The sequence below is a fragment of the Pedobacter sp. TM02 genome (genome assembly GCF_059705275.1).
In genome coordinates, this window is the sequence record NZ_AP046530.1 from 1,576,600 (window position 1) to 1,600,387 (window position 23,788).

The following is a 23,788-nucleotide window of genomic DNA, read 5'->3' on the forward strand; positions in this document are numbered from 1 at the left end:
ATTATATCTTGCTTATTTTTTTGTGCTAAGTTCGTCAGCGCGAGCAGGATGTTATCCCAAATAAGATTTTAGGATTTTGCTTCTCGACGTATGGCGCAGGCGTTGCAGGGCCTTGTCTTTGATCTGACGCACGCGTTCGCGGGTCAGGTTAAATTTTTCGCCGATTTCTTCCAGCGAAAGCGGATGGTTGGTGCTCAAGCCGAAGAACAATACGATGATTTCACGCTCGCGCTCGGTAAGGGTAGACAATGAGCGTTTGATTTCTTCAGAAAGCGATTCGTTGATCAAATTGCTGTCGGTATTCGGCTCATGGTTTTCCAATACGTCTAACAAGGTATTTTCTTCGCCCTGCACAAACGGTGCGTCCATTGATACATGGCGACCCGAATTACTCAACGTGTCGGAAATCTTGTCGACAGTGGTTTCTAGAATGTCTGCCAATTCTTCAGGCGACGGCTCACGTTCATATTCCTGCTCCAGTTTAGAGAAGGCTTTGCTGATTTTGCTCAGTGAACCTACCTGGTTCAATGGCAAACGTACAATACGGCTCTGTTCGGCGATAGCCTGCAAAATCGACTGGCGGATCCACCAAACGGCATAAGAAATGAATTTGAAGCCCTTGGTCTCGTCAAAGCGTTTGGCGGCCTTGATCAGGCCCAGGTTGCCTTCGTTAATTAAATCGCCTAGGGTTAGGCCCTGGTTTTGATACTGTTTAGCTACCGACACCACGAAGCGTAAATTGGTCTTGGTCAGGCGCTCTAAAGCGGCCTGGTCGCCTTCACGTATTTTACGTGCTAATATTACTTCTTCTTCTGCGGTAATTAAATCTACTTTTCCAATCTCGTGCAAGTATTTGTCTAATGATTGACTTTCGCGGTTGGTAATGGATTGGGTTATTTTGAGTTGTCTCATTTATGTGTTTTAGTCCTCTGAAATATAAGTATCGAAGCTGCAAAAATACAAAAAAATATACAGTACGAAAGGGTAAAATGCTGAAAATGTTAGGCTTTACGACCTATTTTTTAACAAATACTTGACTACAAAAATCATTCCAAATTATAATTGTCAGTAAATTTCCGAATTTTCCCTAATGGAATGAATATTTATTGATTTACAATAAAAATATTTTGTTTTTTAATAAATATTATTTCTATTTGCAAGAGGATATTTTATTTAAGTATTTCAAAAATATTCGAAAGTTGGACAGGGTACTGTCAAAGATGACATCAAGATTAATTTCACTGACCTTGGATCAACCTGTATCTGGGCATTGTCAGTCCTTCATTGTTGACAGATTTGCATACCTGGAGAAACAAATTGGAAACTAAGAGCTAAAAACATGGATGCACCAACCAAAAAGATGCAACAGATTGTGGTAGGCGTATGGACAGCCGCCGTAACGATTTTTATACTGGAATCAATCATAAAGCTCTATCCGGCATTAACTGATTATAGTGTGCGGTCGCTGGTATTTAACGATGCGTTGAAACAATTGGTCACAACCTTGCTTTATGGTGTGGTTGCCTATCATCTTTTCAGACTCGTTTATACGCGGAAGGGAGCTTTTATCAATCTCGTTTCTGAAGAGGGCCTGCAGCAGTTGCGAAAGATATTGACCAGCCTAATTGCCTTATTGCTTGTAAAGCTCGTTTTTAAGGAAATCATAGTCCGTTATGTATTGCCGAAAGCCGAAGATGCCGTTTTGGCTACAAAACTGGGATATTTTGAGCATGCTGGCCTGAAACTGCAGCCTCATGCCGATTTGATCATTGCCATTGTGATGGTATGGGTGTTTTTGCTTGTGCTGGGCTATTCGCTGCAATTGAAAAAGGAACAAGAATTTACCATCTAATCACGGAAATTAAAGATCAGTCTATGTTAATCGGCGCAACGGGCAATAACTGGGTGTCTTGATCTCGCTATAAAATTAAGGAAGAACAACTTTTAACCATCTAATCAAACTATCTCATTTACACTTTATGAAAAACGTTAAATATTTTTTGCTGGCCCGTTTCATCAGGCTTTTTCTCCAATTTGGATTTCTATTCGCCGTATCGGCCATTGTGTTAAGTATTTTAGTCAGGGTGTTTGGGCTAAAGCCCTATATCAAAGGAGATGGCTGGTCGTTTGGAGATTCTCGGGAAGGCTATACGTTGCCGGCTGGTCTTAGCATGAGTATTCCAGATACGGTTATTTATTATAGTAATAATGGCGAGCAACGGGTATATAAAGACGATCTGTTGCCTTTCAAACACGAATTAAGTGCCAAGGATACTGTTTCCGAAAAAATCATCAACAGGTTTGAGGTTTATGATACCAAGGGCATCGAAATTTCCAATAGCTTATATGTGCCCAGTTCCGTAAGCGTGGTAGTTAAATCGAACAACTGGAAACACAACCTCTTTTGGGCAATAAGCTCGCAAGTGCATTACATCGTTACGGCTTTGTTCTTCTTGGTGCTGATCAAGCTAACGAACCGCTATATGGACAACGAAATCTTTGAGCAACGCAGCTTTAAGCTGGTGGCATCCCTGGGCTGGTTGTTGATTGGTAGCGAAGTTTTCAACTTTGTGGTCAGCATAATCAATGGATCTATTTTGCAGCATCCCAGTTTGCATAGCGCTTCGCTGATGCACGATAAGACCTATCGCCATTTCGATGTCGACCTTGATTTTTTTAATGGATTTAGCTTTACCAATATCGGTTTGGGCATATTGATTATTTTGTTGGCTGAAGTGCTGAGAATTGCCATCTTTGCCAAACAAGAAAATCAACTCACCATCTGACATGTCGATCATCGTAAATTTGGATGTAATGCTGGCCAAGCGCAAAATGTCGTTAACCGAACTGAGTGAGCGGGTGGGCATTACCATGTCAAACCTTTCCATTCTCAAAACCGGAAAGGCCAAGGCGGTACGCATCGAAACGTTGGAGGCCATTTGCAGGGCGCTTGCCTGCCAGCCCGGTGATATTTTGGAGTTTAGGGACGAGTAATTACAGCTGGTAGCTTAGGTGGTGGTGCATTTTGCCTAGCAATAGCTTATGGCCAGCTATTTTAAATCCCAGGTTTTCGTACAGTCTTTTGGCATCTGGGTTTTCTTCATCTACCAATAGCCCTGCTTTTTGATGGCCCAAGGCCTTCGCGTGCTGCAGTGCGGCTTTGATCAGGCTTTTGCCAATGCCCTTGCCCTGGTGCAGCGGGCTTACACTAATGGTATCTAAATAGTACTCGCCAGGCTCGCTTTCGTATTCCATTTCAAAGCCATGTGGATGATAGTTTTCTTGAAGATAAGTGAAAAAGGGCTGGCGCAATTGCTGAATCTGCGCACCATCATAACCCGAAATAGAGCCTGCCACTTTGCCGTCGGCCGTATAGACCAAAGCATTGCCGTAGCTGTATTGATTACCTTCCAACGCAATAAAGCGTTCGAGCAAGTCAATGGCGTCGTCAATACGATTGGAAGCGCAGAACTGCATGGCCAAGTCGGGCATGGCCGCAACAGTCAATTTAGCAATAGCTTTTGCATCGGCCAAGGTGGCTTGCCTAATCATCTAGATTTCAGTTAACTTAAAAGTGTCTTTTAGCCTGATGCCTTTTTCGGTTTGCTGTACAGTACAACATTCGTTAATGGGGTCGTGTTCCAAATATAAGATGTATTCGTTGCTGGCGGCTTCCTCCAAAAATGCAGCTTTTTCTTTCAGGGTTTGTAGCGGAAACATGTCGTAGGCCATAACGTAGGGCAGGGGCAAATGTCCAACCGAGGGTAAAAGATCGGCCATGTAAACAATGGTACGGTCTTTATAACTGAGCTGTGGGAGCATCATGGCGTCGGTATGGCCGTAGGCAAAGCGGATTTTGATGTCATCGTGAAAAAATACGCCATCTTGGGTGGGAATAAACCTCAATTGCCCGCTTTCTTGGATAGGGAGGATATTTTCTTTGAGGAAAGAAGCCTTTTCGCGCGCATTTGGATGCACAGCCCAGTCCCAATGCTGTTGGTTAGACCAATACACAGCATTTTTGAAAGCTGGAACCAGTTTGTCGCCAATTCTTTCAATGGAGCCTCCGCAGTGGTCGAAATGGAGGTGCGTTAAGAATACATCGGTAATATCGTTTCGGTGAAATCCGTGTAGCGCCAAAGATTTATCCAAGGTGTCGCTGCCATGCAGGTAATAATGGCCGAAAAACTTTTCATCCTGTTTGTTGCCTATGCCGTTGTCAACCAAAATCAAGCGGCTTCCGTCTTCTATCAATAAGCAGCGCATGGCCCAATCGCACATGTTGTTGGCGTCGGCCGGATTGCTTTTTTGCCAGATCGTTTTCGGAACCACGCCAAACATGGCGCCTCCATCGAGTTTAAAAAAGCCGGTATTAATGGTATAGAGTTTCATGTTGCAGGGTTAAAACAAATAATTGGCGAAAAACCTTCAAAGGTTTGCCTAGTGGCAAAAATAAGAAAACCTGTTGAACTTCATCAACAGGCTTTCCAGTTATCTTTAAGCTTTTTGCTTACAAGTGGATTACTTCTCCGTAAGCTGCCGCGGCGGCTTCCATGATCGCTTCGCTCATGGTAGGGTGCGGGTGTATAGCTTTGATCATTTCGTGGCCGGTAGTTTCGAGCTTGCGGGCTACTACAATTTCGGCAATCATTTCGGTTACGTTGGCGCCAATCATGTGTGCGCCTAGCAATTCGCCGTATTTGGCGTCGAAAATCAGTTTCACGAAACCATCTTTAGCGCCAGCAGCGCTTGCCTTGCCCGATACCGAGAATGGAAACTTGCCAATTTTCAATTCGTAACCTGCTGCTTTTGCTGCTTTCTCGGTGTAGCCTACCGAAGCAATTTCTGGCGAGCAGTAGGTACAGCCCGGAATGTTGTTGTAATCGATAGGGTCTACATGCAATCCGGCAATTTTTTCTACACAGGTAATGCCTTCGGCTGATGCCACGTGAGCCAAGGCCTGTCCACCAACGATATCGCCAATGGCGTAATATCCTTTGACGGTGGTATTGTAAAATTCGTCAACCACCACTTTGCCTTTATCGGTTTTGATGCCGGTTTCTTCCAGTCCGATATTCTCGATATTGGCTACTACGCCTGCAGCAGAGAGCACGATGTCACACTCCAAAGTTTGCATGCCGGTCGCTGTTTTAACCTGTACTTTGCAGCCTGTGCCACTGGTGTCAACAGATTCGACGCTTGAAGAGGTCATGATCTCGATGCCCGATTTTTTGAGGCTGCGCAACAATTGTTTCGATACTTCCTCATCCTCAACCGGAACAATGTTTTCCATGAATTCTACAATGGTTACCTTGGTGCCCAATGTGGCATAGAAGTAGGCAAATTCAACGCCAATGGCTCCAGAGCCTACCACCACCATCGATTTGGGTTGTTCTGGCAATACCATGGCCTGGCGGTAGCCGATTACTTTCTTGCCATCTTGCTTCAGGTTTGGCAATTCTCTAGAGCGGCCGCCAGTAGCAATGATGATGTGCTTTCCGGTTAATTCCTGTTGGGTCCCGTCGTTGCCTTTAACCTCAACTTTTTGTCCAGGTTTAACTTTTCCGGTACCCATAATCACGTCGATTTTGTTCTTTTTCATCAAGAACTGGATGCCTTTGCTCATGCCATCGGCTACGCCGCGGCTGCGTTTAACAATGGCAGCGAAATCGGCTTTGGGCTCGGCCGCTTCAATACCGTACTCTGCCGCATGGTTGATATATTCGAAAACTTGTGCGCTTTTAATCAGGGCTTTAGTTGGGATGCAGCCCCAGTTAAGGCAAATACCACCTAATGATTCGCGTTCTACAATTGCGGTTTTCATGCCCAATTGCGACGCTCTTATTGCAGTTACATATCCGCCTGGACCGCTGCCTATAACAATTACATCGTAGTTCATCTGTTTGCGTTTTTGTTTTTAATTGTCAGATGGAGCCTTTGATAATTATTCTAATTATGCCGGGTTCGTATCTTTTTAAAAAAGGAATTAACTTAAAATAATGTGTCAAAATTAAAAAAAATGTTGGTTAAAATAAGATTAGCTCCCCTGTTGCTACAAGCTTTTGACAATTTAAATAAGCTTGGTGTAAAGCGTTAAAAAGAAATACAAAAGTTGCTGGCTGTCAAAATGCTGAAAAACTGCTAGTTAAAGGATGGTGATCTGATGTTAAGTGTTGATAAGTTTTGGGATAATTAATAATAATTTAACATTGGAAATGTAAACCTGTCGAAAATTAATATTTACATTTGTGGCGATATTTAACATATCATTAACAAAACGAAAAAAAATAAAAGAGTATGAAGAAATCTTTACTATTAAAATTTGTAGTAATTGTCTTTGCTTTTGTGGGCTTGAGCGTTGTTGCCAATGCGCAGGTTACCACAACTTCAATGACCGGTACCATCAAAGATTCGAAAGAGACTTTGCCTGGTGCTAGCGTTAAAGCTACACACACGCCTACCGGTACGGTTTATGGCGTAATTACCAACGCCGATGGTCGCTATACCATTGGTGCGATGCGCGTAGGTGGCCCATACACCGTTGAAGTAAGCTTTGTGGGCTATAAACCACAAAAATTTGAAGATGTTTATTTAAAATTAGGCGAGCCTTTCGTGCTTAATGTAACGCTTTCAGACAACAGCTCTACTTTGTCTACCGTTAACATTATAGGTACAGGCAGCAACCCGATCTTAAATTCGAACAAAAGCGGTGCAAATACCGTTGTAAGCAGGCAACAAATCCAATCTTTGCCAACTATTACCCGTAGTGTCAACGATATTACGCGTTTAACGCCTCAGGCTAATGGTACAGCTATTGGTGGTGGTAACTACCGCTCGAACAACTTTACGGTTGACGGTGCCAACTACAACAACCAATTTGGTATTGGTGCTAATATTCCCGCTGGCGGTTCTCCAATTTCGATTGACGCTTTGGAGCAGATCTCAATCAATGTAACACCTTATGATGTTCGTCAGACCGGTTTTACCGGTGCTTCTGTAAACGCTGTTACACGTTCAGGTACAAATAAGTTTTCAGGCAATATCTTCTACACCATGCGTGGCGATGATCAGCAAGGTCGTAATATTGGCGATTACCACATTGCCAGTCTGCAGAACCTAGATGAGAAAAACTATGGTGCCAGCTTTGGCGGTCCGCTTATCAAAGACAAATTATTTTTCTTTGTAAATGGCGAGATCAAAAAGACAAAAGCGCCAGGTTCAACCAGGATTGCCGCTACCCCAGCTCTTCCTTATGGATCGCTATCTACCGTAACCAAAACTACTGCTGATTTTATGAATTCAGTAAGTTCTTTCTTGGATACAAAATATGGTTATAAAACAGGTTCTTATCAAAACTACGAGAACGTGAGCGACAATAAAAAGTTCTTCGCCCGTTTAGACTGGAACATTGCTAAAGGCCATCACTTCAGTGTGCGCTACAACCAGGTAGAAAGCCAAAGCCCAAGTCCTGCAAGTACTTCGGTTTCTGGATCTGCTGTTACAGGAAGCTTGTCTTATGGAAACGTAAGGTCTGGTAACAACCAAAACGCTGGTTTGCCATTTGCTAACTCTAACTATTACCAAGCAGCCAACCTTTATTCAGGTACTGCTGAGTTAAACTCTCAGTTAGGCAGCAAATTCACCAACACTTTGCGTGCGGCTTATTCGCACCAAAATGACCCTAGGAATTCAGACAGTGCTCCATTCCCATTGGTTGATATCTTGGATAATACCCAAACTGGTACTTCAGCTGGTAACGTGCTTACTACTTTTGGTTATGAGCCGTTTACCTATGGTAACTTAAGAGATGTTAAAACCTATACTTATAGCGACGAGTTGAGCGCAGCCTTAGGCAAACACAACTTGACTTTGGGTTTACAAGCCGAATTCAGTACAACTAAAAACGGTTTCCAACGTTTTGGAACTGGTTTCTATACCTTCAAATCATGGGATGATTTTGTGAATGGCGCAAGACCATTGCAATATTCAGTTACTTATCCTTTAACTGCGGATGGTTCTCAAGCTTTCCCAAGCTTTAAATTCGCCCAATATTCTGCTTATTTGCAAGATGAGTTTACCGTTACCGATCGTTTGAAATTGACCGCCGGTTTAAGGGTAGAACAAGCCAGGTATCCAAGTACAGATGCGATCAGAACGCATCCTTTGGTCGCGGCTCAAACTTTTGCCAATGGTGCAACCGTGAACACTGGCGAATTGCCTGATAACAAAATTACCTACTCTCCACGTTTCGGTTTTAACTGGGATGTAAACGGCGATCGTTCGTTACAAGTAAGGGGTGGTACCGGTATCTTTACTGGCCGTGTTCCTTTTGTATGGATCGTTTCACAATCAGGTGATGCTGGTTTGTTGCAATACACTCAAACTTATTCAGGTAATGCAACGCCATTCTTTAACCCTAGCATTGCACCTAACCTGACTTCTCCAAAAGGAGCCGCAGGTACTACTATTCCAAGTACCATCAGTGCGATGTCTAAAAATTTGCGTTTCCCGCAAACCTGGAAATCAAGTTTAGCTGTTGATGCCAAGTTGCCATGGGGCATCGTAGGTACTTTAGAGGGTATCTATGGTAAAGATCTTTACTCGGCTGTAGCCATGAACGTAAACTTGAAAGACCCAGCTCCATTGAACATTGCTGGTTACCCTGATAATAGGCCTTTCTATCCAAATAGCGTAAACGCAAGACAAGCGGTAAATACTACTTCTGCAGGTGTTCCATCTGCCACTGGTACGCAAGCAGTTAACGTTATTAAAATGGGCAATGCCAAAGGTGGTTACAACTGGATGGCTACTGCACAGTTGAGCAAACAATTTAGCCAAGGCTTGTCGATGATGATTGCCTACACCCGTACCGATCAACGTAACTTTGGCGACGGTTCTGGCGATCAATTGTTGAATTTGTGGTCAATTCCTCAAACTTCAACCAATTCAAATATCCCAACTTTGAGCTATTCAAGTAACTTGAACCCTGACCGCTTAATTGCTTCGATCTCTTACAAAAAAGAGTTCCTGAAAAATTTAGCTACTTCGGTGTCATTATTCTATGAAGGCTCGCAACAAGGTAGGTTCTCTTATACTTACTCGGCTGACTTTAACCGTGATGGCCAAGTAAACGATTTGATTTACATTCCAAGAGATCCATCTGAAATCACTTTCGTTCAGGTACCTACTAACTTGGTTACATCAACAGTTGGTGGCGTAACTACTGTAAGACAGTATGCTAAAGCTTATACGCCGCAAGAACAAAGCGATATTTTCTTTGCTTATATCAACCAAGATAAATACTTGAGCAAACACAAAGGCGAGTACGCTCAACGTAACGGTGGAACTTCACCTTGGAGAAACCAATTCGATTTTAGATTGACCCAAGAAATATTCAAAAACTTTGGCAACTCTAAAAATTCAGTGCAGTTCACTGCTGATATTTTCAACGTAGGCAACTTGTTGAACAGAAACTGGGGCAATGTTAACTTTGTAAACAATGCTGCTATTTTGGTTCCTCAAAACGTGAGTGCAATTAGCGCTACTACTAAGCCAACATTTATTATGGCAAGTAGCCAAGGCGATATCGTAAGAAGCACTTTTGGTACTTCTCAAACCATATCTTCTACTTTCTATGCTCAATTTGGTATCCGTTATAACTTTAACTAATACCGTCGCATACAAAAAAATCCCGCTAGCTTGCTAGCGGGATTTTTTTTGCCTTAACTTTTCGTTAGTCAATAATTTGTATCTTGTATCAAAACCCGAAACCATGAATCAGGAAATCATCAACCTGTACGATTCGTACACTCATAGCCGGTTGAGCAGGGCAGCGTTTATGAAAAAGCTAGCTATCCTAACTGGAAGCACGGCACTGGCATTGAGCGTTCTGCCCATGCTCGAAAACAACTATGCAAGTGCAGCTGGTTTTCATAGCGAAGATATCAGCGTTGAAAATGTCAGCTATGCAGGCGCCGAAGGCGAAATGAAAGCCGTATTGGCCAAACCCAAAAACAAGAAAAGCTTAGGAGGCGTCGTGGTGATTCATGAAAACAGAGGGCTTAATCCACATATCATCGATGTAACTAAACGTATGGCAACCGAAGGCTTTCTGGCTTTAGGCATAGACGCACTTTCTCCGTTTGGTGGAACGCCGGCAGATGAAGATAAAGGTCGCGAACTGATTGGCAAGCTTGATGCCGATAAGAACCTGCAAAACTATCTTAAAGGGTTGGAATATTTGAGAAAACACAAAGATGGCAATGGCAAAACGGCTTGTGTAGGTTTTTGCTGGGGCGGGGGCATGGCCAATAAACTGGCAGTTAATGATCCAAATCTGATGGCCGCGGTAGCTTACTATGGCGCCCAGCCAAAGGCCGAAGACGTGCCTAAAATAAAGGCCAGCATTATGTTGCACTACGGCGGATTGGATGAACGGATCAACGCGGGCATTCCGGCTTACGAGCAAGCCCTAAAAGCCAGCCATATCGATTACAAACTCTATATCTATGATGGCGTAAACCATGCCTTTAACAACGATACTTCGCCAACCCGGTATAATGAAGCTGCCGCTAAATTGGCTTGGCAGCGAACCATAGATTTGTTCAAGGCAAAAATTGGTTAAAACTTAGCTACGCTAACCAACATAAAAAGCCCCGGTTTTGTCGGGGCTTTTTTAATATCCTTTTGGGTTAGTTGTAAACGAAAGTTCCCTTCTCGCTGGTTAAGGTCACTTGTTTTTGTTCGCCTTTCTCTACTCGGCCAATAATTTGGGCATCGATGTTAAAACTTTTTGAAATGGCAATCAGGTCCTCGGCAATGGCGGCAGGCGCATAAATTTCCATGCGGTGCCCCATGTTAAATACCTTATACATTTCTTTCCAGTCGGTGCCCGATTGTTCTTGGATCAGTTTAAACAAAGGTGGAACAGGAAACAGGTTATCCTTAATTACATGTATATCGTTATTGATGAAATGCAATACCTTGGTTTGTGCACCACCGCTGCAGTGAACTAAGCCATGGATGTCTTTTCTGTATTGGTCCAGTATTTTTTTAAGCACCGGGGCATACGTACGGGTAGGAGAGAGTACCAGTTTGCCTGCGGTTATACTATGTTGATCGTCGATGGCTACCAGATCGGTTAATTTCTTGCCGCCAGAAAATACAAGATCCAGAGGTACGGCAGGGTCAAAGCTTTCTGGGTAACTATTGGCTATCGATTTTTCAAATACATCATGACGGGCAGAAGTCAATCCGTTAGAGCCCATGCCACCATTATACTCGCTTTCGTAGCTGGCTTGTCCGTAAGAAGCCAAGCCGATAATCACATCGCCGGGCTGGATAGTATGGTTGCTGATGACCTCTTCACGTTTGAGGCGGCAGGTTACGGTCGAATCGACGATAATGGTTCTTACCAAATCGCCCACGTCGGCGGTTTCGCCTCCAGTAGAGTAGATAGAAATGCCCAATTCGCGCAATTCGGCCAAAATTTCTTCGGTGCCATTGATAATGGCCGCAATAACTTCACCAGGAATAAGGTTTTTGTTGCGCCCAATGGTTGAGGATAACAAGATATTGTCGGTAGCGCCCACGCAGATCAGATCGTCCAGGTTCATGATGATGGCATCCTGGGCAATCCCTTTCCAAACCGAAATATCGCCGGTCTCTTTCCAGTAGGTGTAAGCCAGCGAAGACTTGGTTCCCGCGCCATCGGCATGCATGATGTTGCAGTAGTTTTCGTCGTTTCCTAAAATATCCGGAATGATTTTGCAGAATGCTTGCGGAAAAATTCCCTTGTCGATGTTTTTGATGGCATTGTGCACATCTTCTTTCGAGGCCGAAACGCCACGTTGGTTGTACCTGTTATCGCTCATGTTGCTACAAAGATAGCGGTTTTAAGGGAAAAACGGACAGTAAATCGGGATGGCTTTTCAGGTTTCTTTAACTGGAGAAAATTTTTTTTGTAAGGTTTGACGCGCTTGCGCTACTAAACAGGAAAGAAAACTTAAAATCAAAATTTTAACAACATGGAAAAGAAAAAAAGCATGATCGCCAGTTCACTAATCGCAGGAGCTATTATCGCAGTATCAGGTTTTACAGCTAGTGCATCGGGCCTGTTTAGTCACAACAGTTTGGGCACTGCCGAAGAACTGAGAACAAATTTATTGGCAAAGGGAGAAACAGGTGTCAAAAGCCTAGATCTTAAATGCGGCGCAAAAGGCAAAGCAGATTCTGTTGCGAAAAAAGGTAAGGAAGGTAAATGTGGCGAAGGCAAATGTGGCGATAAAAAAGCCAAGACCGGCAAAAAAGGCAAAGAAGGCAAGTGTGGAGAAGGCAAATGTGGCGACAAAAAGACCAAACCAAAAACAAAAGGATAACACAGCGTTGAACTAGATTTTAGGTGAGCGATCTCACCTAAAATCTTTAAGTCTTAAAACAATGGTAGGCATAGGTTATAGAAAAGATTTTGCTTCCGAATTTCTGGAAAATACAGCTTTGAGACCGGAATTTATCGAAGTGGCACCCGAAAATTGGATAGGTGTTGGAGGCTTTTGGAAAAAACAATTCCGTAGGGCCTTAGAAAAGTATCCGTTGTTTACACATGGCTTGTCGCTTTCTGTTGGGAGTCCCGACGAATTAGATTTTGAATTTTTGAGTAAGGTCAAGACGTTTTTAGCCGAAACAGGCGCGCGCATTTATTCTGAACATTTAAGCTATGCCAAGTGTGACAATGCCCATTTGTACGATCTTTTGCCCATCCCTTTTACAGCCGAGGCGGTGAAACATGTGGCAGGGAGGATCAGGACGGTACAAGATGTGTTAGAAAGGCAGATCGCTATAGAAATTGTAAGCTATTATACGCCTGTTGCGCCAGAACTATCAGAAATCGAATTTATTAACGCAATCATAACCGAGGCAAACTGCGGCCTGTTGCTGGATGTGAACAATGTTTATGTGAACAGCTTTAACCACGGCTATGATGCCAAGGCGTTTTTAAAGCAATTGCCAATGGATAAGGTGAGTTATATCCACATGGCTGGCCATTTGCAGGTGTCGGATACGCTGATCATCGATACGCACGGCGAAGCCATTGTAGATCCGGTATATGAGCTGTTTGATTTTGCCATGGAGCAGTTGGGAAGGGATGTGCCGGTATTGTTGGAACGCGATTTTAATATCCCTGAGATGGGCGAACTGCAGCAGGAAATGGATAAACTGAAATCGATCAAGAACAAAGCAATTAAAGTACAGCCTTATGCAGCGGCCTGATACAACAACAACTTTTCAGCATCAATCGGCATTGGCAGCATACTGCCGTACCGGAAAAATGACGCATATTCCTGGCGTTAACCGAAAAAATGTATCGTATTACAGAAGATTGGTTTCCAATGTAGTTAACGATACCCTCGAAAATGCCTATCCGTTAACATTTGAATTGCTGCCTAAAAAAGAATGGAAAAATACGGTAGACGATTTTCTCTCCAAACATCCATGTCATTCTCCACAGGTTTGGTATATGCCAAAGGAATTTTATGCCTATCTCATAGAAAAACAGCATCCAATTCTAATCAAATACCCGGTTCTAAAAGACCTGTTATGGTTTGAATGGATAGAGATAGAATTATTTATGATGGAAGACCGGGTTGTCGACTATAGGCAGATAGGAAATAGCTTGGAAGATAAGCTGGTGCTTAATCCAGAATTGGCTATGCTGTTATTCAGGTACCCTGTACACCTTAAAAACCCTCTCCAAATCATTGAAAAAGATAAAAGCGATTATTATGTAGTTGCCCATCGCGATAAGGAAGGAGAGGTAAAGTTCAACGAATTGTCGCCTGCAATGTTTAGGGTCGTCGAGTATTTGGCCGACGAAGCTTTAACGCTGCCTCAGTTGTTGGGCAGGTTTGAAAGCGAATACCAGTTGGCCTTATCCATGGCCGATAGGGACATGGTGGCTGGTTTTATAGCAAAAGCCATCGAACAGCAGTTGCTGCTCGGTTTTATAAATTAATCTTTTATTGAATATGAAAATACGTACAAAGTATTTCGCAACTGTAGCCCTGTTCAACAAGGTCCAGTGGTTGCCATTGCTTTCGCTTAGGCTTGTGCTCGCCTATGGTTTTTATGGACCCGCGAAAATGAAACTGGCCAGCATTGCTGATATTGCATCTTGGTTTGAAGAAATTGGTATCCCCTTGCCGCATGTAAACGCATACCTGGCCACAGGTACAGAAGTGCTCGGAGTAGTATTGTTGGCTCTTGGTTTGGGTACGCGGTTAATCGCCATTCCTTTAATCGTTACCATGCTAGTGGCCATTGCTACAGTGCACTGGGCTAATGGATTTGAAGCAGGCAACAATGGTTTCGAAATACCGCTTTATTATATAGCGATGTTATTGGTTTTGCTGTTTTTTGGTGCGGGGAAATTAAGCATAGATGAATTGCTTGCCCGTCAATATAAACAAGCAAAATAAAAAAAAGCGCCCCGAATTTCGGGGCGCTTTAACCTTAAATGTAAAGTTTCTATTTTAAAAAGAGTAATTCTCTGAATTTTGGCAATGGCCAAACGCTATCGTCAACAATTTGCTCCAATTTGTCAGTATGGTAACGGATGGTGTCAAAGTAAACTTTAACTTTCTCGTCATAACCGATTGCCTTGTCGCGGCTGTCTTCGATGGCATTGGTTTTCTTGCGTTCTTCAAGCATGGTATCGATGCTTTTCTTAACAATACCGATGTGCTCAGAAAGTTTTTCGATGATCGCCAATGGCGTAGCGATGGCTTCTTTGCTCAAGCCAAGTTCTTTAAGTCCTTTGGCGTTTTCGATCAAGGTATTTTGGTAGGCGATAGCTGCAGGCAAAATCTGACTGTTGGTTACTTCGCCCATTACTCTGGCCTCGATCTGTAGTTTTTTGTAGAAGCTTTCTAGCAAAATCTCATGGCGGGCATGCAGTTCGCGTTTGCTGAAGATGTTGGTTTTAACAAACAGGTCGGTTGATTTGTCGCTTACATAGGCGTCCAAAGCTTTTGGCGTAGTTTTGATGTTCGACAAACCGCGTTTGGCAGCCTCATCAGCCCATTCTTGGCTATAGCCATTGCCTTCGAAACGGATGTCTTTTGATTCTTTGATGTATCTTTTGATCACGGTTAACAAAGCCACGTCTTTTTTGTCGCCTTTTTTGATCAATTTATCTACATCAATCTTAAACTTGGTCAATTGGTCTGCAACAATCGCGTTCAATACAGTCATTGGAGCAGAAGAGTTAGCCGAAGAACCTACCGCTCTCAATTCGAATTTGTTGCCGGTAAAGGCAAAAGGAGAAGTACGGTTACGATCGGTGTTATCTAAAGAGATTTGCGGAATTTTAGGGATGCCTAGCCACAAACCATTGTCTTCTTTGGCTTTCTTGCTGATGCGAGAATGCTCGATTTCATCTAAAATTTCGTCTAACTGTTGCCCTAAGAAAATAGAAATGATTGCAGGGGGAGCTTCGTTGGCACCCAAACGGTGGTCGTTGCTTACCGAAGTAATGCTGGCTCTCAACAAATCGGCATGTTCGTGCACCGCTTTAATGGTGTTTACGAAGAAAGTCAGGAACATCAAGTTGTTTTTAGGCGTTTTGCCTGGAGCCAACAAGTTTTTGCCGGTATCGGTAATTAGCGACCAGTTGTTGTGCTTGCCCGATCCGTTGATGCCTGCATAAGGCTTTTCGTGCAATAATACTTTGAAGTTATGTCTTAAGGCAACCTTGTCCATCAAATCCATTAACAATTGGTTATGGTCGATAGCCAAGTTGATTTCTTCGTAAATAGGAGCGCATTCAAATTGCGAAGGTGCAACCTCGTTATGGCGGGTTTTTAGAGGAATACCTAATTTAAGCGCCTCGTTTTCGAAATCTACCATGTAAGCGTATACGCGCTCAGGAATAGAGCCGAAATAGTGGTCTTCCAGTTGTTGGCCTTTGGCAGACATGTGTCCGAATAAGGTGCGACCAGTCAATACAAGGTCAGGACGGGCGTTGTATAGGGCCAAATCAACCAAGAAATATTCTTGCTCGATACCCAATGAAGCATTCACTTTAGTGATGCTTTTATCGAAATATTGACAAACATCAACGGCAGCTTTGTCCATAGCGGCCAATGCCTTTAGCAATGGAGCTTTGTAATCTAAGGCTTCGCCGGTGTAAGAAACAAATACAGTTGGAATGCAAAGGGTTTTGCCTGCTTTGCTTTCCATGATGAATGCAGGTGAAGAAGGGTCCCAAGCCGTGTAGCCACGGGCCTCGAACGTATTGCGGATACCACCGTTAGGGAAGCTTGAAGCATCTGGTTCTTGTTGTACCAATGCGCTGCCAGAAAACTTCTCGATAGCGCCGTCGCCGCTTGGCTCAAAAAACGAATCGTGTTTTTCGGCAGTTGAACCTGTTAATGGCTGAAACCAGTGCGTATAGTGGGTAGCACCTTTGCCCATGGCCCAAGTTTTCATTGCCGACGCAATCTGATTGGCATCTTCCTGGTTGATGAGTTCTCCCTGACCAATGGATGCCATTAGTTTTTCGAAAACTTCTTTGGACAAGTAGTCCTTCATTTTTTTCTTGTCAAAAACATTTGAACCGAAAAATTCAGAAATTTTAGTAGAAGGGGCCTTAACTTCAGGTGATACTCTGGTTTGCGCCTCTTTTAGAGCAATAGTTCTTAGACTTTTCATGGATTAGTTTAAAATTTTATCCAAAAATATATTTTTTAATCTGTTTTTTCAATGATAATTGATTTTTTGGTGATAAAAAATGTTGGTTTTTGTTAAAATACAATTTTTTTCTTCAAAATTTCTCGAAATAAATAGGGTTTGATGTGGATAAATATTTTTGATGCTTGCTAATACTTGTAAAGTTTAACTCGAGCCTAGGCATGCAACGTTTCTAAAACTTCACAGGTGCAGGCTTCCCAAGAGGTCAAAAAAAAATATTTTGAATTGCTTTATGGAATATCTAATCAACTAACATCATAGTTGAAAAACCTAAAAGCTATGTTCAACAATTCATCAAATTTGTACGGCAGCGAGTGGCTCGCTCTCGTATTCAACAACAGAAACAAGGATTATGGCGCTTACGCCTTAAGGATGCAGTCGGCAAGTATCTTGTTCAGGTCGTTTATGATCGTGGCGCCTTTGTTTGCAATGCTGTTTGTAGGGCCTATGATCTATGCTAAAATGTTTGCGCACGAGCCTAAAGAAATAGCCGATAAGGTTATTCCGGTAGAATTGTCGCAGCAACCCATCCACGAAATGAAGAAGGAAGAACCGAAAAAAGAGGAGCCTGCCAAGGCTGAACCCATCAAAGATCCTGCGCCCGTTAAATCGGTTAAGCTAACTGCCAATATTAAAATGGTGGAGGAAACTATTGAAGAGCCACCAACAACGGCGCAGGTTCAAGAGGCGGTAATTTCTAATACCACGCAAGAGGGTGTTGCTGGAAAAGTAAATGCCGTTGAGCCGAGCACGAATACAGGTGGGGGTGGCGGAAATGCAACAACAGGTACTAACGAACCGGGTGCCATTGTTGAATTGGCAGGTGTGGAAGAATACCCGGAATTTCCGGGTGGGATGGCGGCCTGGGCCAAATTTATCCAAAAAAACCTAAGGTATCCTTATATGGCACAAGAAAATGGCATTCAGGGAAAGGTATATGTAAGTTTTGTGGTCGAAACAGATGGCTCTATCAGTAACGTGAACCTGGTAAAGGGCATTGGTGGCGGCTGCGATGAGGAAGCCATGCGCGTGATCAAGAAATCGCCGAAGTGGAAAGCCGGCCGTCAAAACAAACAAGCGGTTAGGGTTCGCTACAATATGCCGATTAATTATACCATCACACCATAATATAAAGGTAACGCTCCGAAAGTGCTTCAAAGGGCGGTGATTTTGTCACCGCTTTTTTATTTTAAGCCACCCATCTTTCGTGCCACATTTGGAATTGCAACAGCAACCAAACCTTTTGGGCATTGTAGGCGGAGCCGTTGGTATAGAAGTTGTTTTTGATTTTCTGCACCTCCTTCAGGTTAAGCAAGCCATGGCTGTTTAGTTTTTCGGCCGAAAGATAGGTTTCTATCAAGGGCTTGAAAGAAGTTTTAAGCCAGTTGGCCAGTGGAATGCCAAAGCCTTTTTGCGGTTTTTTGAGGTAAGAGGCCGGGATGTATTTATTGGTGATTTTTTTGAGCAGGTATTTCTGTTCGCCATCTTTGATAAACCATTTCGAATCCAGGGTGGCCAGGTACTCAACAAGGTCGGTTTTCAGCAAGGCATCACGGTTGTCTATGCCATAATGCGCAAAACACCGCTCGCTTTTAAAAAGAATATTATTGGGCAGGTAATTGTGCAGGTCGTAAATCAACAGGTCTTTGATGTTTTGCGCCTTTCGTTCTATGCCCTTGCTGGGCGCGTTGTCCGTATTGAGCAACCTATTGATCTGGTGGTGCGTAAAGCTGGCGTTGATTTCGAGGTATTTGGCCAACAGGTTTTCGGCTTCTATGACCTCCTTTAGCTGCGGACGTGTTTTTTTGAGCAGCCCCAGCACCAAACGTTTAATCAGTTTCGGGATTTTTCTTTTTTGCAACCGCTCAAACTGCAAGGCACGCGAGTACGTCCGATAGCCACCAAAAAGCTCGTCGCCACCTTCGGCGCTGAGCAATACCTTATATTCTTTATTTACGTTCGATGCGATAAACATTAAGGGAATGGCGCCGCTATCGCCAATGGGCTCATCAAAAACCTCTGGCAGCTCCTTCAGGATCATTCGTGCCTGGTTTTTATCGAGGTAGAGCTCGTGGTGATTGGTTTTGAGGTACTCGGCTATTTTTCGAGCTTGTGGCACCTCGTCAAGTTTTTCGCCTTTAAAGCCGAGCGTATAGGTTTTTATCCTTTTGGTTTGGTTTTTTTGCAAAATGGCTGCAGTTGTGGCGCTATCGTAGCCACCGCTCAGCAATAAGCCTATAGGCACATCGGCCACGTTTCTTTTTAAAATGGATTCGGTTAGCAGTTCCTCGATTTTAGCCAGGATTTCTTCTTCGCTTTGCGTTTCGTTTGCAACCTGCGGAGGCTTGCGCATGGTTAACGGACTGTCGTAACTGTTGCCACTGTGGATGTCTATCGTGGTCAGCATGCCTTTTTTAAACTTGTAGATGTGCTGGTAAATGGTTTCTTCGCCGATGAAGTAGCCGTACCTGAAATAAGTAGCCAGCGCATTTGGGCTAATCGCCTTTTCAATAGCGGGGTACTGCAGCAAAGCCCTGATTTCGGAGGCGAAGGCGTAGCAGCCTTTTTGCTTGAAATAATACAAGGGCTTGGCGCCTATTTCGTCTTTGGCCAGCAGCAGCTGATTTTGTTTCCTGTCGAACAAGGCGAAAGCAAAGGAACCGTCGAGTTTTTCGAAGGCCTTATAGCCCCATCGCTTATAACTTTCAAGGATTACTTCGGTATCGGTTAACGTAGAAAAGGCAATGCCGTATTTGATCAGGGCCTCCCTCAATTCGAGATAATTGTAAATGGTGCCGTTAAAAGTAATGCTGTAATTGCCACAGTTGGAAGTAAGTGGCTGTTGGCTTTTGGGACTCAGGTCTATGGTGGCCAAACGCTCATTGGCCATGGCTAAAGTGTAATGGGCTTGGGTATCGATAATAAAGCCGCTGCCATTGCCGCCACGATGGGCGATGGAGGCAGACGCTTTTCGGAGATGCTGCTCCGTTAAGGTTCCTGTATGATCGATAAATCCTGTTATCCCGCACATACTTGTTTTCTATACAATTGGCGCAAAAATGCTAAAATCTATATCTGATTGGGGCCGGCAACCTGGCGGGGTTTGGCTTTGTTTGGTTCAACGCTATTCATCGTTTGATGATATTGAACATGCCCAAACATACAAATAATTGCCAAAATAACGGCCATTTTAGAGGTGAAATCGCAATTTTTGATGTTCTTCGCCTCGATATGGCCTGTACAGTAGCCTGCCAACAAAAAAAGCTACCTCATTTGGAGATAGCTTTTGATATTTTGTTGCTTATTGGCCTTGTTGCTCGATCCATTGTCTGGCGTTTACGAAAGCTTCCATCCAAGGCGAAACCTCATCTTGGCGTCCTTTTGGATAGTTAGCCCAGTGCCATTGGAATAAAGAACGTTCAATATGTGGCATCATTACCAAATGGCGGCCTGTTTCGTCGCAAAGCATGGCCGTGTTGTAGTCTGAGCCGTTTGGATTAGCCGGATAGCTTTCGTAGCCGTATTTAGATACGATATGGTATTTGGATTCTTCGTAAGGCAACTGGAAACGGCCCTCGCCATGCGATACCCATACGCCCAAAGTACTGCCTGCCAACGAAGAAAGCATCACCGAATTGTTCTCTTGGATAGTTAAAGAAGTAAAGATACTTTCGTGTTTATGGCTTTCGTTGTGTAGCATTTTTGGTTTTTCGCTGTGGTTGCTGTTGATCAGGCCCAATTCTATGAAAAGCTGGCAGCCGTTGCAAATGCCTACCGAAAGTGTGTCTTGGCGATTGAAGAAATTAGCCAAAGCCACTCTTGCCTTTTCGTTGTACATGAATGCACCGGCCCAACCTTTAGCCGAACCTAAAACATCGGAGTTGGAAAAACCGCCAACGGCACCAATAAACTGGATGTCTTCCAAAGTTTCCCGGCCCGAAATCAGGTCGGTCATGTGTACGTCTTTGACGTCGAAACCCGCCAAATACATCGCATTGGCCAATTCGCGCTCCGAATTACTGCCTTTTTCGCGGATAACTGCCGCTTTCGGACGTGGCTTGCTCGAATCGATTACCGGTTTTTTGCCGGTAAACTGCGTAGGGAAGCTATATTTTAAAGGTTGGTTTTTGTAATTGTCAAAACGCTCTTTTGCTTTTTGAGGACCACTTTGTTTTTGGTCTAAAAGGTAAGAAGTCTTGAACCATACATCACGAAGGTGGTCGATGTCAAAACTAAAATTGGCACCATGATTGGCCAATTTCAAGGTAGCCTGGTGGTTTACCTCGCCAATTTTATGGTAAGTTACGCCATTAGCTTTTAATAGTTCCTCAGCATCGGCTGTGGCCTGAAATACCAGGCCAATGTTTTCTGCAAATAGCAATTTGGTGCTGTCTGCTTCGCCCAAAGCGGTTAAATCAATGCTTGCGCCCAAATTGCGGTCGGCAAAACAAAGCTCTAACAAGGTGGTGATCAATCCGCCGCTGCCAATATCGTGGCCGGCCTGGATTTTATCTTCCTTAATGAGTTGCTGGATGGTGTTGAAAGCATTGCTGAACTGTACGGCATCCTTAACATCGGGTGCCGAAGTGCCGATTTTATTGAGAATCTGCGCAAAAGAAGAACCTCCCAAATGATAGGCATCGTTAGAAAGGTTGATGTAATAGATAGCCCCACCGTCTTTTTGCAAAACAGGCTCAACTACTTTGGTAATGTCGTTGCAGTTGCCAGCGGCCGAAATAATCACGGTTCCCGGGGCAATTACATCGCCATCTTTGTATTTTTGCTTCATCGACAGCGAATCCTTTCCGGTTGGAATGTTGATCTGCAATTCGATGGCAAAGTCGGAACAAGCTTTTACGGCTTCGTATAAACGGGCATCTTCGCCTTCGTTTTTACAGGCCCACATCCAGTTGGCCGAAAGCGAAACACTTTTCAGGCCATCTTTAAGCGGTGCCCAAACCACATTTGAAAGCGATTCGGCAATGGCATTTCTGCTTCCTGCGCCTGCGTCAATCAAAGCCGAAAGCGGCGAGTGGCCTACCGAAGTGGCGATGCCTTCCTTGCCTTGGTAATCTAAGGCCATTACGCCACAGTTGTTTAAAGGCAATTGCAGCGGACCGGCACATTGCTGCTTGGCCACGCGACCACCTACGCACCTGTCTACCTTGTTGGTTAGCCAATCTTTCGAAGCTACAGCCTCTAGTTGCAGTACCTGCTCTACATAAGTGGCAATTTGCGAATCGCTATAAGTAAGGTCGCTGTATTTTCTGTCAACTTTCTGGTCTTCCATCACCATTTTGGGCGAACTGCCAAACATGTCTTTCAGTTCGAGATCCATTGGCTTGATACCGGTACTGGCCGATTGGAAAGTAAAACGATGGTCGCCGGTTACCTTGCCCACGGTATACATAGGCGAACGCTCGCGGTCGGCAATTTTTTGCAGCGTTTGGGTATGCTCCGCACTGATAACCAATCCCATTCGCTCTTGAGATTCGTTGCCGATGATCTCTTTGGCCGAAAGGGTAGGGTCGCCAACCGGCAATTTGTCTAAATCTATTTTGCCACCGGTTTCTTCTACCAGTTCCGACAAACAGTTCAGGTGGCCACCAGCGCCGTGGTCGTGGATAGAAATAATGAGGTTGTTATCGCTTTCTACCATGCCACGAACAGCATTGGCCGCTCTTTTTTGCATTTCTGGGTTGGAACGTTGGATGGCATTCAGTTCAATGCCGCTTCCATGGGCGCCGGTATCGGCCGAAGATACGGCTGCACCACCCATTCCAATCCTATAGTTTTCGCCACCCAGCACAACGATATTGTCGCCGGTTGATGGTTTTTGTTTCTTCGCCTGACTGGCCTTGCCGTAACCAATGCCGCCGGCAAGCATAATTACCTTGTCGAATCCCAGCTTGCGGGCATCTTCTTCATGCTCGAAAGTAAGTACCGAGCCGGTAATGAGGGGCTGGCCAAATTTGTTGCCGAAATCGCTGGCACCGTTTGAAGCCTTGATCAAGATGTCCATTGGTGTTTGGTACAGCCATTGCCTTGCTTCCATGGCTTTTTCCCAGGGGCGGTTTTCTTCCAATCGCGAAAAGGCGGTCATGTAAACGGCGGTTCCAGCCAGGGGCAAAGAGCCTTGTCCGCCAGCCAGCCTGTCTCTGATTTCGCCCCCCGAACCAGTTGCCGCGCCATTGAAAGGCTCAACTGTAGTGGGGAAGTTATGGGTTTCGGCTTTGAGCGAAATCACGGATTCGAAATCGCTGGTAGCGTAATAATCGGGCTCGTCGGCACGTTTAGGTGCAAATTGTTGTACAACAGGGCCTTTGATAAAAGCGACGTTGTCTTTGTAGGCCGAAACGATATCATTCGGATTTTCTTCAGAAGTTTTGCGGATCAGCTTAAACAGCGAAGTAGGCTGTTCTACGCCATCAATCACAAATTTTCCGTTAAATATTTTATGGCGGCAGTGCTCTGAATTAACTTGCGAGAAGCCGAATACTTCAGAATCGGTTAATGCCCTGCCTAGTTTTTGAGCAAGCGAATTTAAATATTCAACCTCCTCGTCGCTCAAAGAAAGGCCTTCCTGTTTGTTATAGGCGGCAATGTCGGTAATCTCCAAGATGGGTTCGGGCTGGATATTGATGGTATAGATATCCTGTCCAAGCTGGTCGTATTTTTGCGAAAGCATGGGGTCGAAGTCGGAAAAATCGGCAGCTACCTTTTTAAATTCTTCAATCCTGATGATGCACTCAATGCCCATATTCTGAGTAATTTCAACGGCGTTGGTGCTCCAAGGAGTAATCATGGCCGCGCGCGGCCCAACAAAAGTACCGTTGAGTATGGTTTCTTGCTGCAACTTGGCATCGCCGAAAAGCCATTCTAATTTAGGAACATCAGTTGAAAGGAGCGATTGAGCTGTTTGCAAAACAAAAATCGTGTCGGATTGACTTAAAAAGAAATGAATCATGCTTTATTTTTGATGCCGCAAATTTAGCGTTTTTTAATGAAAGAATCATTCAATTTTGAAGGATAGAATACGCAA

The 23,788-nt window shown here is 44.0% G+C and carries 18 protein-coding genes; 10 read left to right on the top strand and 8 right to left on the bottom strand.

What is annotated here, in order from left to right; genetic code table 11:
* Positions 1 to 51: 51 nt before the first annotated feature.
* The gene (locus tag AC6H1S_RS06665) at positions 52 to 912 is read right to left on the bottom strand and encodes a sigma-70 family RNA polymerase sigma factor (protein WP_055130013.1); all 861 of its coding nucleotides are present in this window, start codon (positions 910 to 912) and stop codon (positions 52 to 54) included.
* Positions 913 to 1,339: 427 nt separating this feature from the next.
* Here AC6H1S_RS06665 and AC6H1S_RS06670 point away from each other — a divergent pair, with 427 nt between their 5' ends.
* The 3 genes from AC6H1S_RS06670 to AC6H1S_RS06680 all read left to right on the top strand — a co-directional run bounded on the left by AC6H1S_RS06670 (position 1,340) and on the right by AC6H1S_RS06680 (position 2,994).
* On the top strand, positions 1,340 to 1,852 hold the full coding sequence (locus AC6H1S_RS06670) for a hypothetical protein (protein ID WP_497565608.1): 513 nt from the start codon (positions 1,340 to 1,342) through the stop codon (positions 1,850 to 1,852).
* A 127-nt stretch (positions 1,853 to 1,979) separates the two neighbouring features.
* Positions 1,980 to 2,786, top strand: a complete 807-nt coding sequence (locus AC6H1S_RS06675) for a DUF2975 domain-containing protein (RefSeq protein ID WP_497565609.1) — start codon at positions 1,980 to 1,982, stop codon at positions 2,784 to 2,786.
* Between the two features lies 1 nt (position 2,787).
* On the top strand, positions 2,788 to 2,994 hold the full coding sequence (locus AC6H1S_RS06680) for a helix-turn-helix domain-containing protein (RefSeq protein ID WP_199141420.1): 207 nt from the start codon (positions 2,788 to 2,790) through the stop codon (positions 2,992 to 2,994).
* Here the strand turns inward: AC6H1S_RS06680 and AC6H1S_RS06685 are convergent, their stop codons facing one another.
* The 3 genes from AC6H1S_RS06685 to lpdA all read right to left on the bottom strand — a co-directional run bounded on the left by AC6H1S_RS06685 (position 2,995) and on the right by lpdA (position 5,899).
* Complete coding sequence (locus tag AC6H1S_RS06685) at positions 2,995 to 3,552, bottom strand: GNAT family N-acetyltransferase (protein ID WP_497565610.1); 558 nt, start codon at positions 3,550 to 3,552, stop codon at positions 2,995 to 2,997.
* Complete coding sequence (locus AC6H1S_RS06690; RefSeq protein WP_497565611.1) at positions 3,553 to 4,392, bottom strand: MBL fold metallo-hydrolase; 840 nt, start codon at positions 4,390 to 4,392, stop codon at positions 3,553 to 3,555.
* Between the two features lie 118 nt (positions 4,393 to 4,510).
* Positions 4,511 to 5,899, bottom strand: coding sequence for a dihydrolipoyl dehydrogenase (gene lpdA / locus AC6H1S_RS06695; RefSeq protein WP_199141417.1), 1,389 nt, complete (start codon positions 5,897 to 5,899; stop codon positions 4,511 to 4,513).
* A 398-nt stretch (positions 5,900 to 6,297) separates the two neighbouring features.
* Here lpdA and AC6H1S_RS06700 point away from each other — a divergent pair, with 398 nt between their 5' ends.
* Positions 6,298 to 9,669: a TonB-dependent receptor gene (locus AC6H1S_RS06700; RefSeq protein ID WP_497565612.1), complete on the top strand. Its 3,372-nt coding sequence runs from the start codon at positions 6,298 to 6,300 to the stop codon at positions 9,667 to 9,669.
* A 103-nt stretch (positions 9,670 to 9,772) separates the two neighbouring features.
* The gene (locus AC6H1S_RS06705) at positions 9,773 to 10,624 is read left to right on the top strand and encodes a dienelactone hydrolase family protein (RefSeq protein ID WP_497565613.1); all 852 of its coding nucleotides are present in this window, start codon (positions 9,773 to 9,775) and stop codon (positions 10,622 to 10,624) included.
* Between the two features lie 67 nt (positions 10,625 to 10,691).
* Here the strand turns inward: AC6H1S_RS06705 and AC6H1S_RS06710 are convergent, their stop codons facing one another.
* Positions 10,692 to 11,873 carry an AIR synthase related protein gene (locus AC6H1S_RS06710; protein ID WP_199141503.1) on the bottom strand — a complete coding sequence of 394 codons (1,182 nt, stop codon included), beginning with the start codon at positions 11,871 to 11,873 and terminating at the stop codon, positions 10,692 to 10,694.
* A gap of 153 nt (positions 11,874 to 12,026) precedes the next feature.
* Here AC6H1S_RS06710 and AC6H1S_RS06715 point away from each other — a divergent pair, with 153 nt between their 5' ends.
* From AC6H1S_RS06715 to AC6H1S_RS06730, 4 genes are all read left to right on the top strand, one after another.
* Entirely contained in the window at positions 12,027 to 12,377 is a 351-nt protein-coding gene (locus tag AC6H1S_RS06715; RefSeq protein ID WP_497565614.1) for an HvfA family oxazolone/thioamide-modified RiPP metallophore, read from the top strand.
* A 61-nt stretch (positions 12,378 to 12,438) separates the two neighbouring features.
* On the top strand, positions 12,439 to 13,269 hold the full coding sequence (locus tag AC6H1S_RS06720; protein WP_497565615.1) for an HvfB family MNIO-type RiPP peptide maturase: 831 nt from the start codon (positions 12,439 to 12,441) through the stop codon (positions 13,267 to 13,269).
* Complete coding sequence (locus AC6H1S_RS06725) at positions 13,256 to 14,011, top strand: HvfC/BufC N-terminal domain-containing protein (RefSeq protein WP_497565616.1); 756 nt, start codon at positions 13,256 to 13,258, stop codon at positions 14,009 to 14,011. The genes AC6H1S_RS06720 and AC6H1S_RS06725 overlap by 14 nt, the downstream gene beginning before the upstream one ends.
* Before the next feature lie 13 nt (positions 14,012 to 14,024).
* Positions 14,025 to 14,474 carry an HvfX family Cu-binding RiPP maturation protein gene (locus tag AC6H1S_RS06730; RefSeq protein ID WP_497565617.1) on the top strand — a complete coding sequence of 150 codons (450 nt, stop codon included), beginning with the start codon at positions 14,025 to 14,027 and terminating at the stop codon, positions 14,472 to 14,474.
* A 49-nt stretch (positions 14,475 to 14,523) separates the two neighbouring features.
* On the opposite strand, the gene AC6H1S_RS06735 is transcribed toward AC6H1S_RS06730, so the two are convergent.
* Positions 14,524 to 16,707 (bottom strand): glutamine synthetase III family protein, encoded by a 2,184-nt coding sequence (locus tag AC6H1S_RS06735; RefSeq protein ID WP_199141498.1) that lies wholly within the window; start codon positions 16,705 to 16,707, stop codon positions 14,524 to 14,526.
* A gap of 318 nt (positions 16,708 to 17,025) precedes the next feature.
* On the opposite strand from AC6H1S_RS06735, the gene AC6H1S_RS06740 reads away from it, so the two are divergent.
* Complete coding sequence (locus AC6H1S_RS06740) at positions 17,026 to 17,874, top strand: energy transducer TonB (protein WP_497565618.1); 849 nt, start codon at positions 17,026 to 17,028, stop codon at positions 17,872 to 17,874.
* Between the two features lie 61 nt (positions 17,875 to 17,935).
* On the opposite strand, the gene asnB is transcribed toward AC6H1S_RS06740, so the two are convergent.
* Both asnB and purL read right to left on the bottom strand, forming a co-directional pair.
* Positions 17,936 to 19,777 carry an asparagine synthase (glutamine-hydrolyzing) gene (gene asnB, locus AC6H1S_RS06745; protein ID WP_497565619.1) on the bottom strand — a complete coding sequence of 614 codons (1,842 nt, stop codon included), beginning with the start codon at positions 19,775 to 19,777 and terminating at the stop codon, positions 17,936 to 17,938.
* 270 nt (positions 19,778 to 20,047) lie between these two features.
* Positions 20,048 to 23,713 (bottom strand): phosphoribosylformylglycinamidine synthase, encoded by a 3,666-nt coding sequence (gene purL / locus AC6H1S_RS06750; protein ID WP_497565620.1) that lies wholly within the window; start codon positions 23,711 to 23,713, stop codon positions 20,048 to 20,050.
* Positions 23,714 to 23,788: the final 75 nt, after the last annotated feature.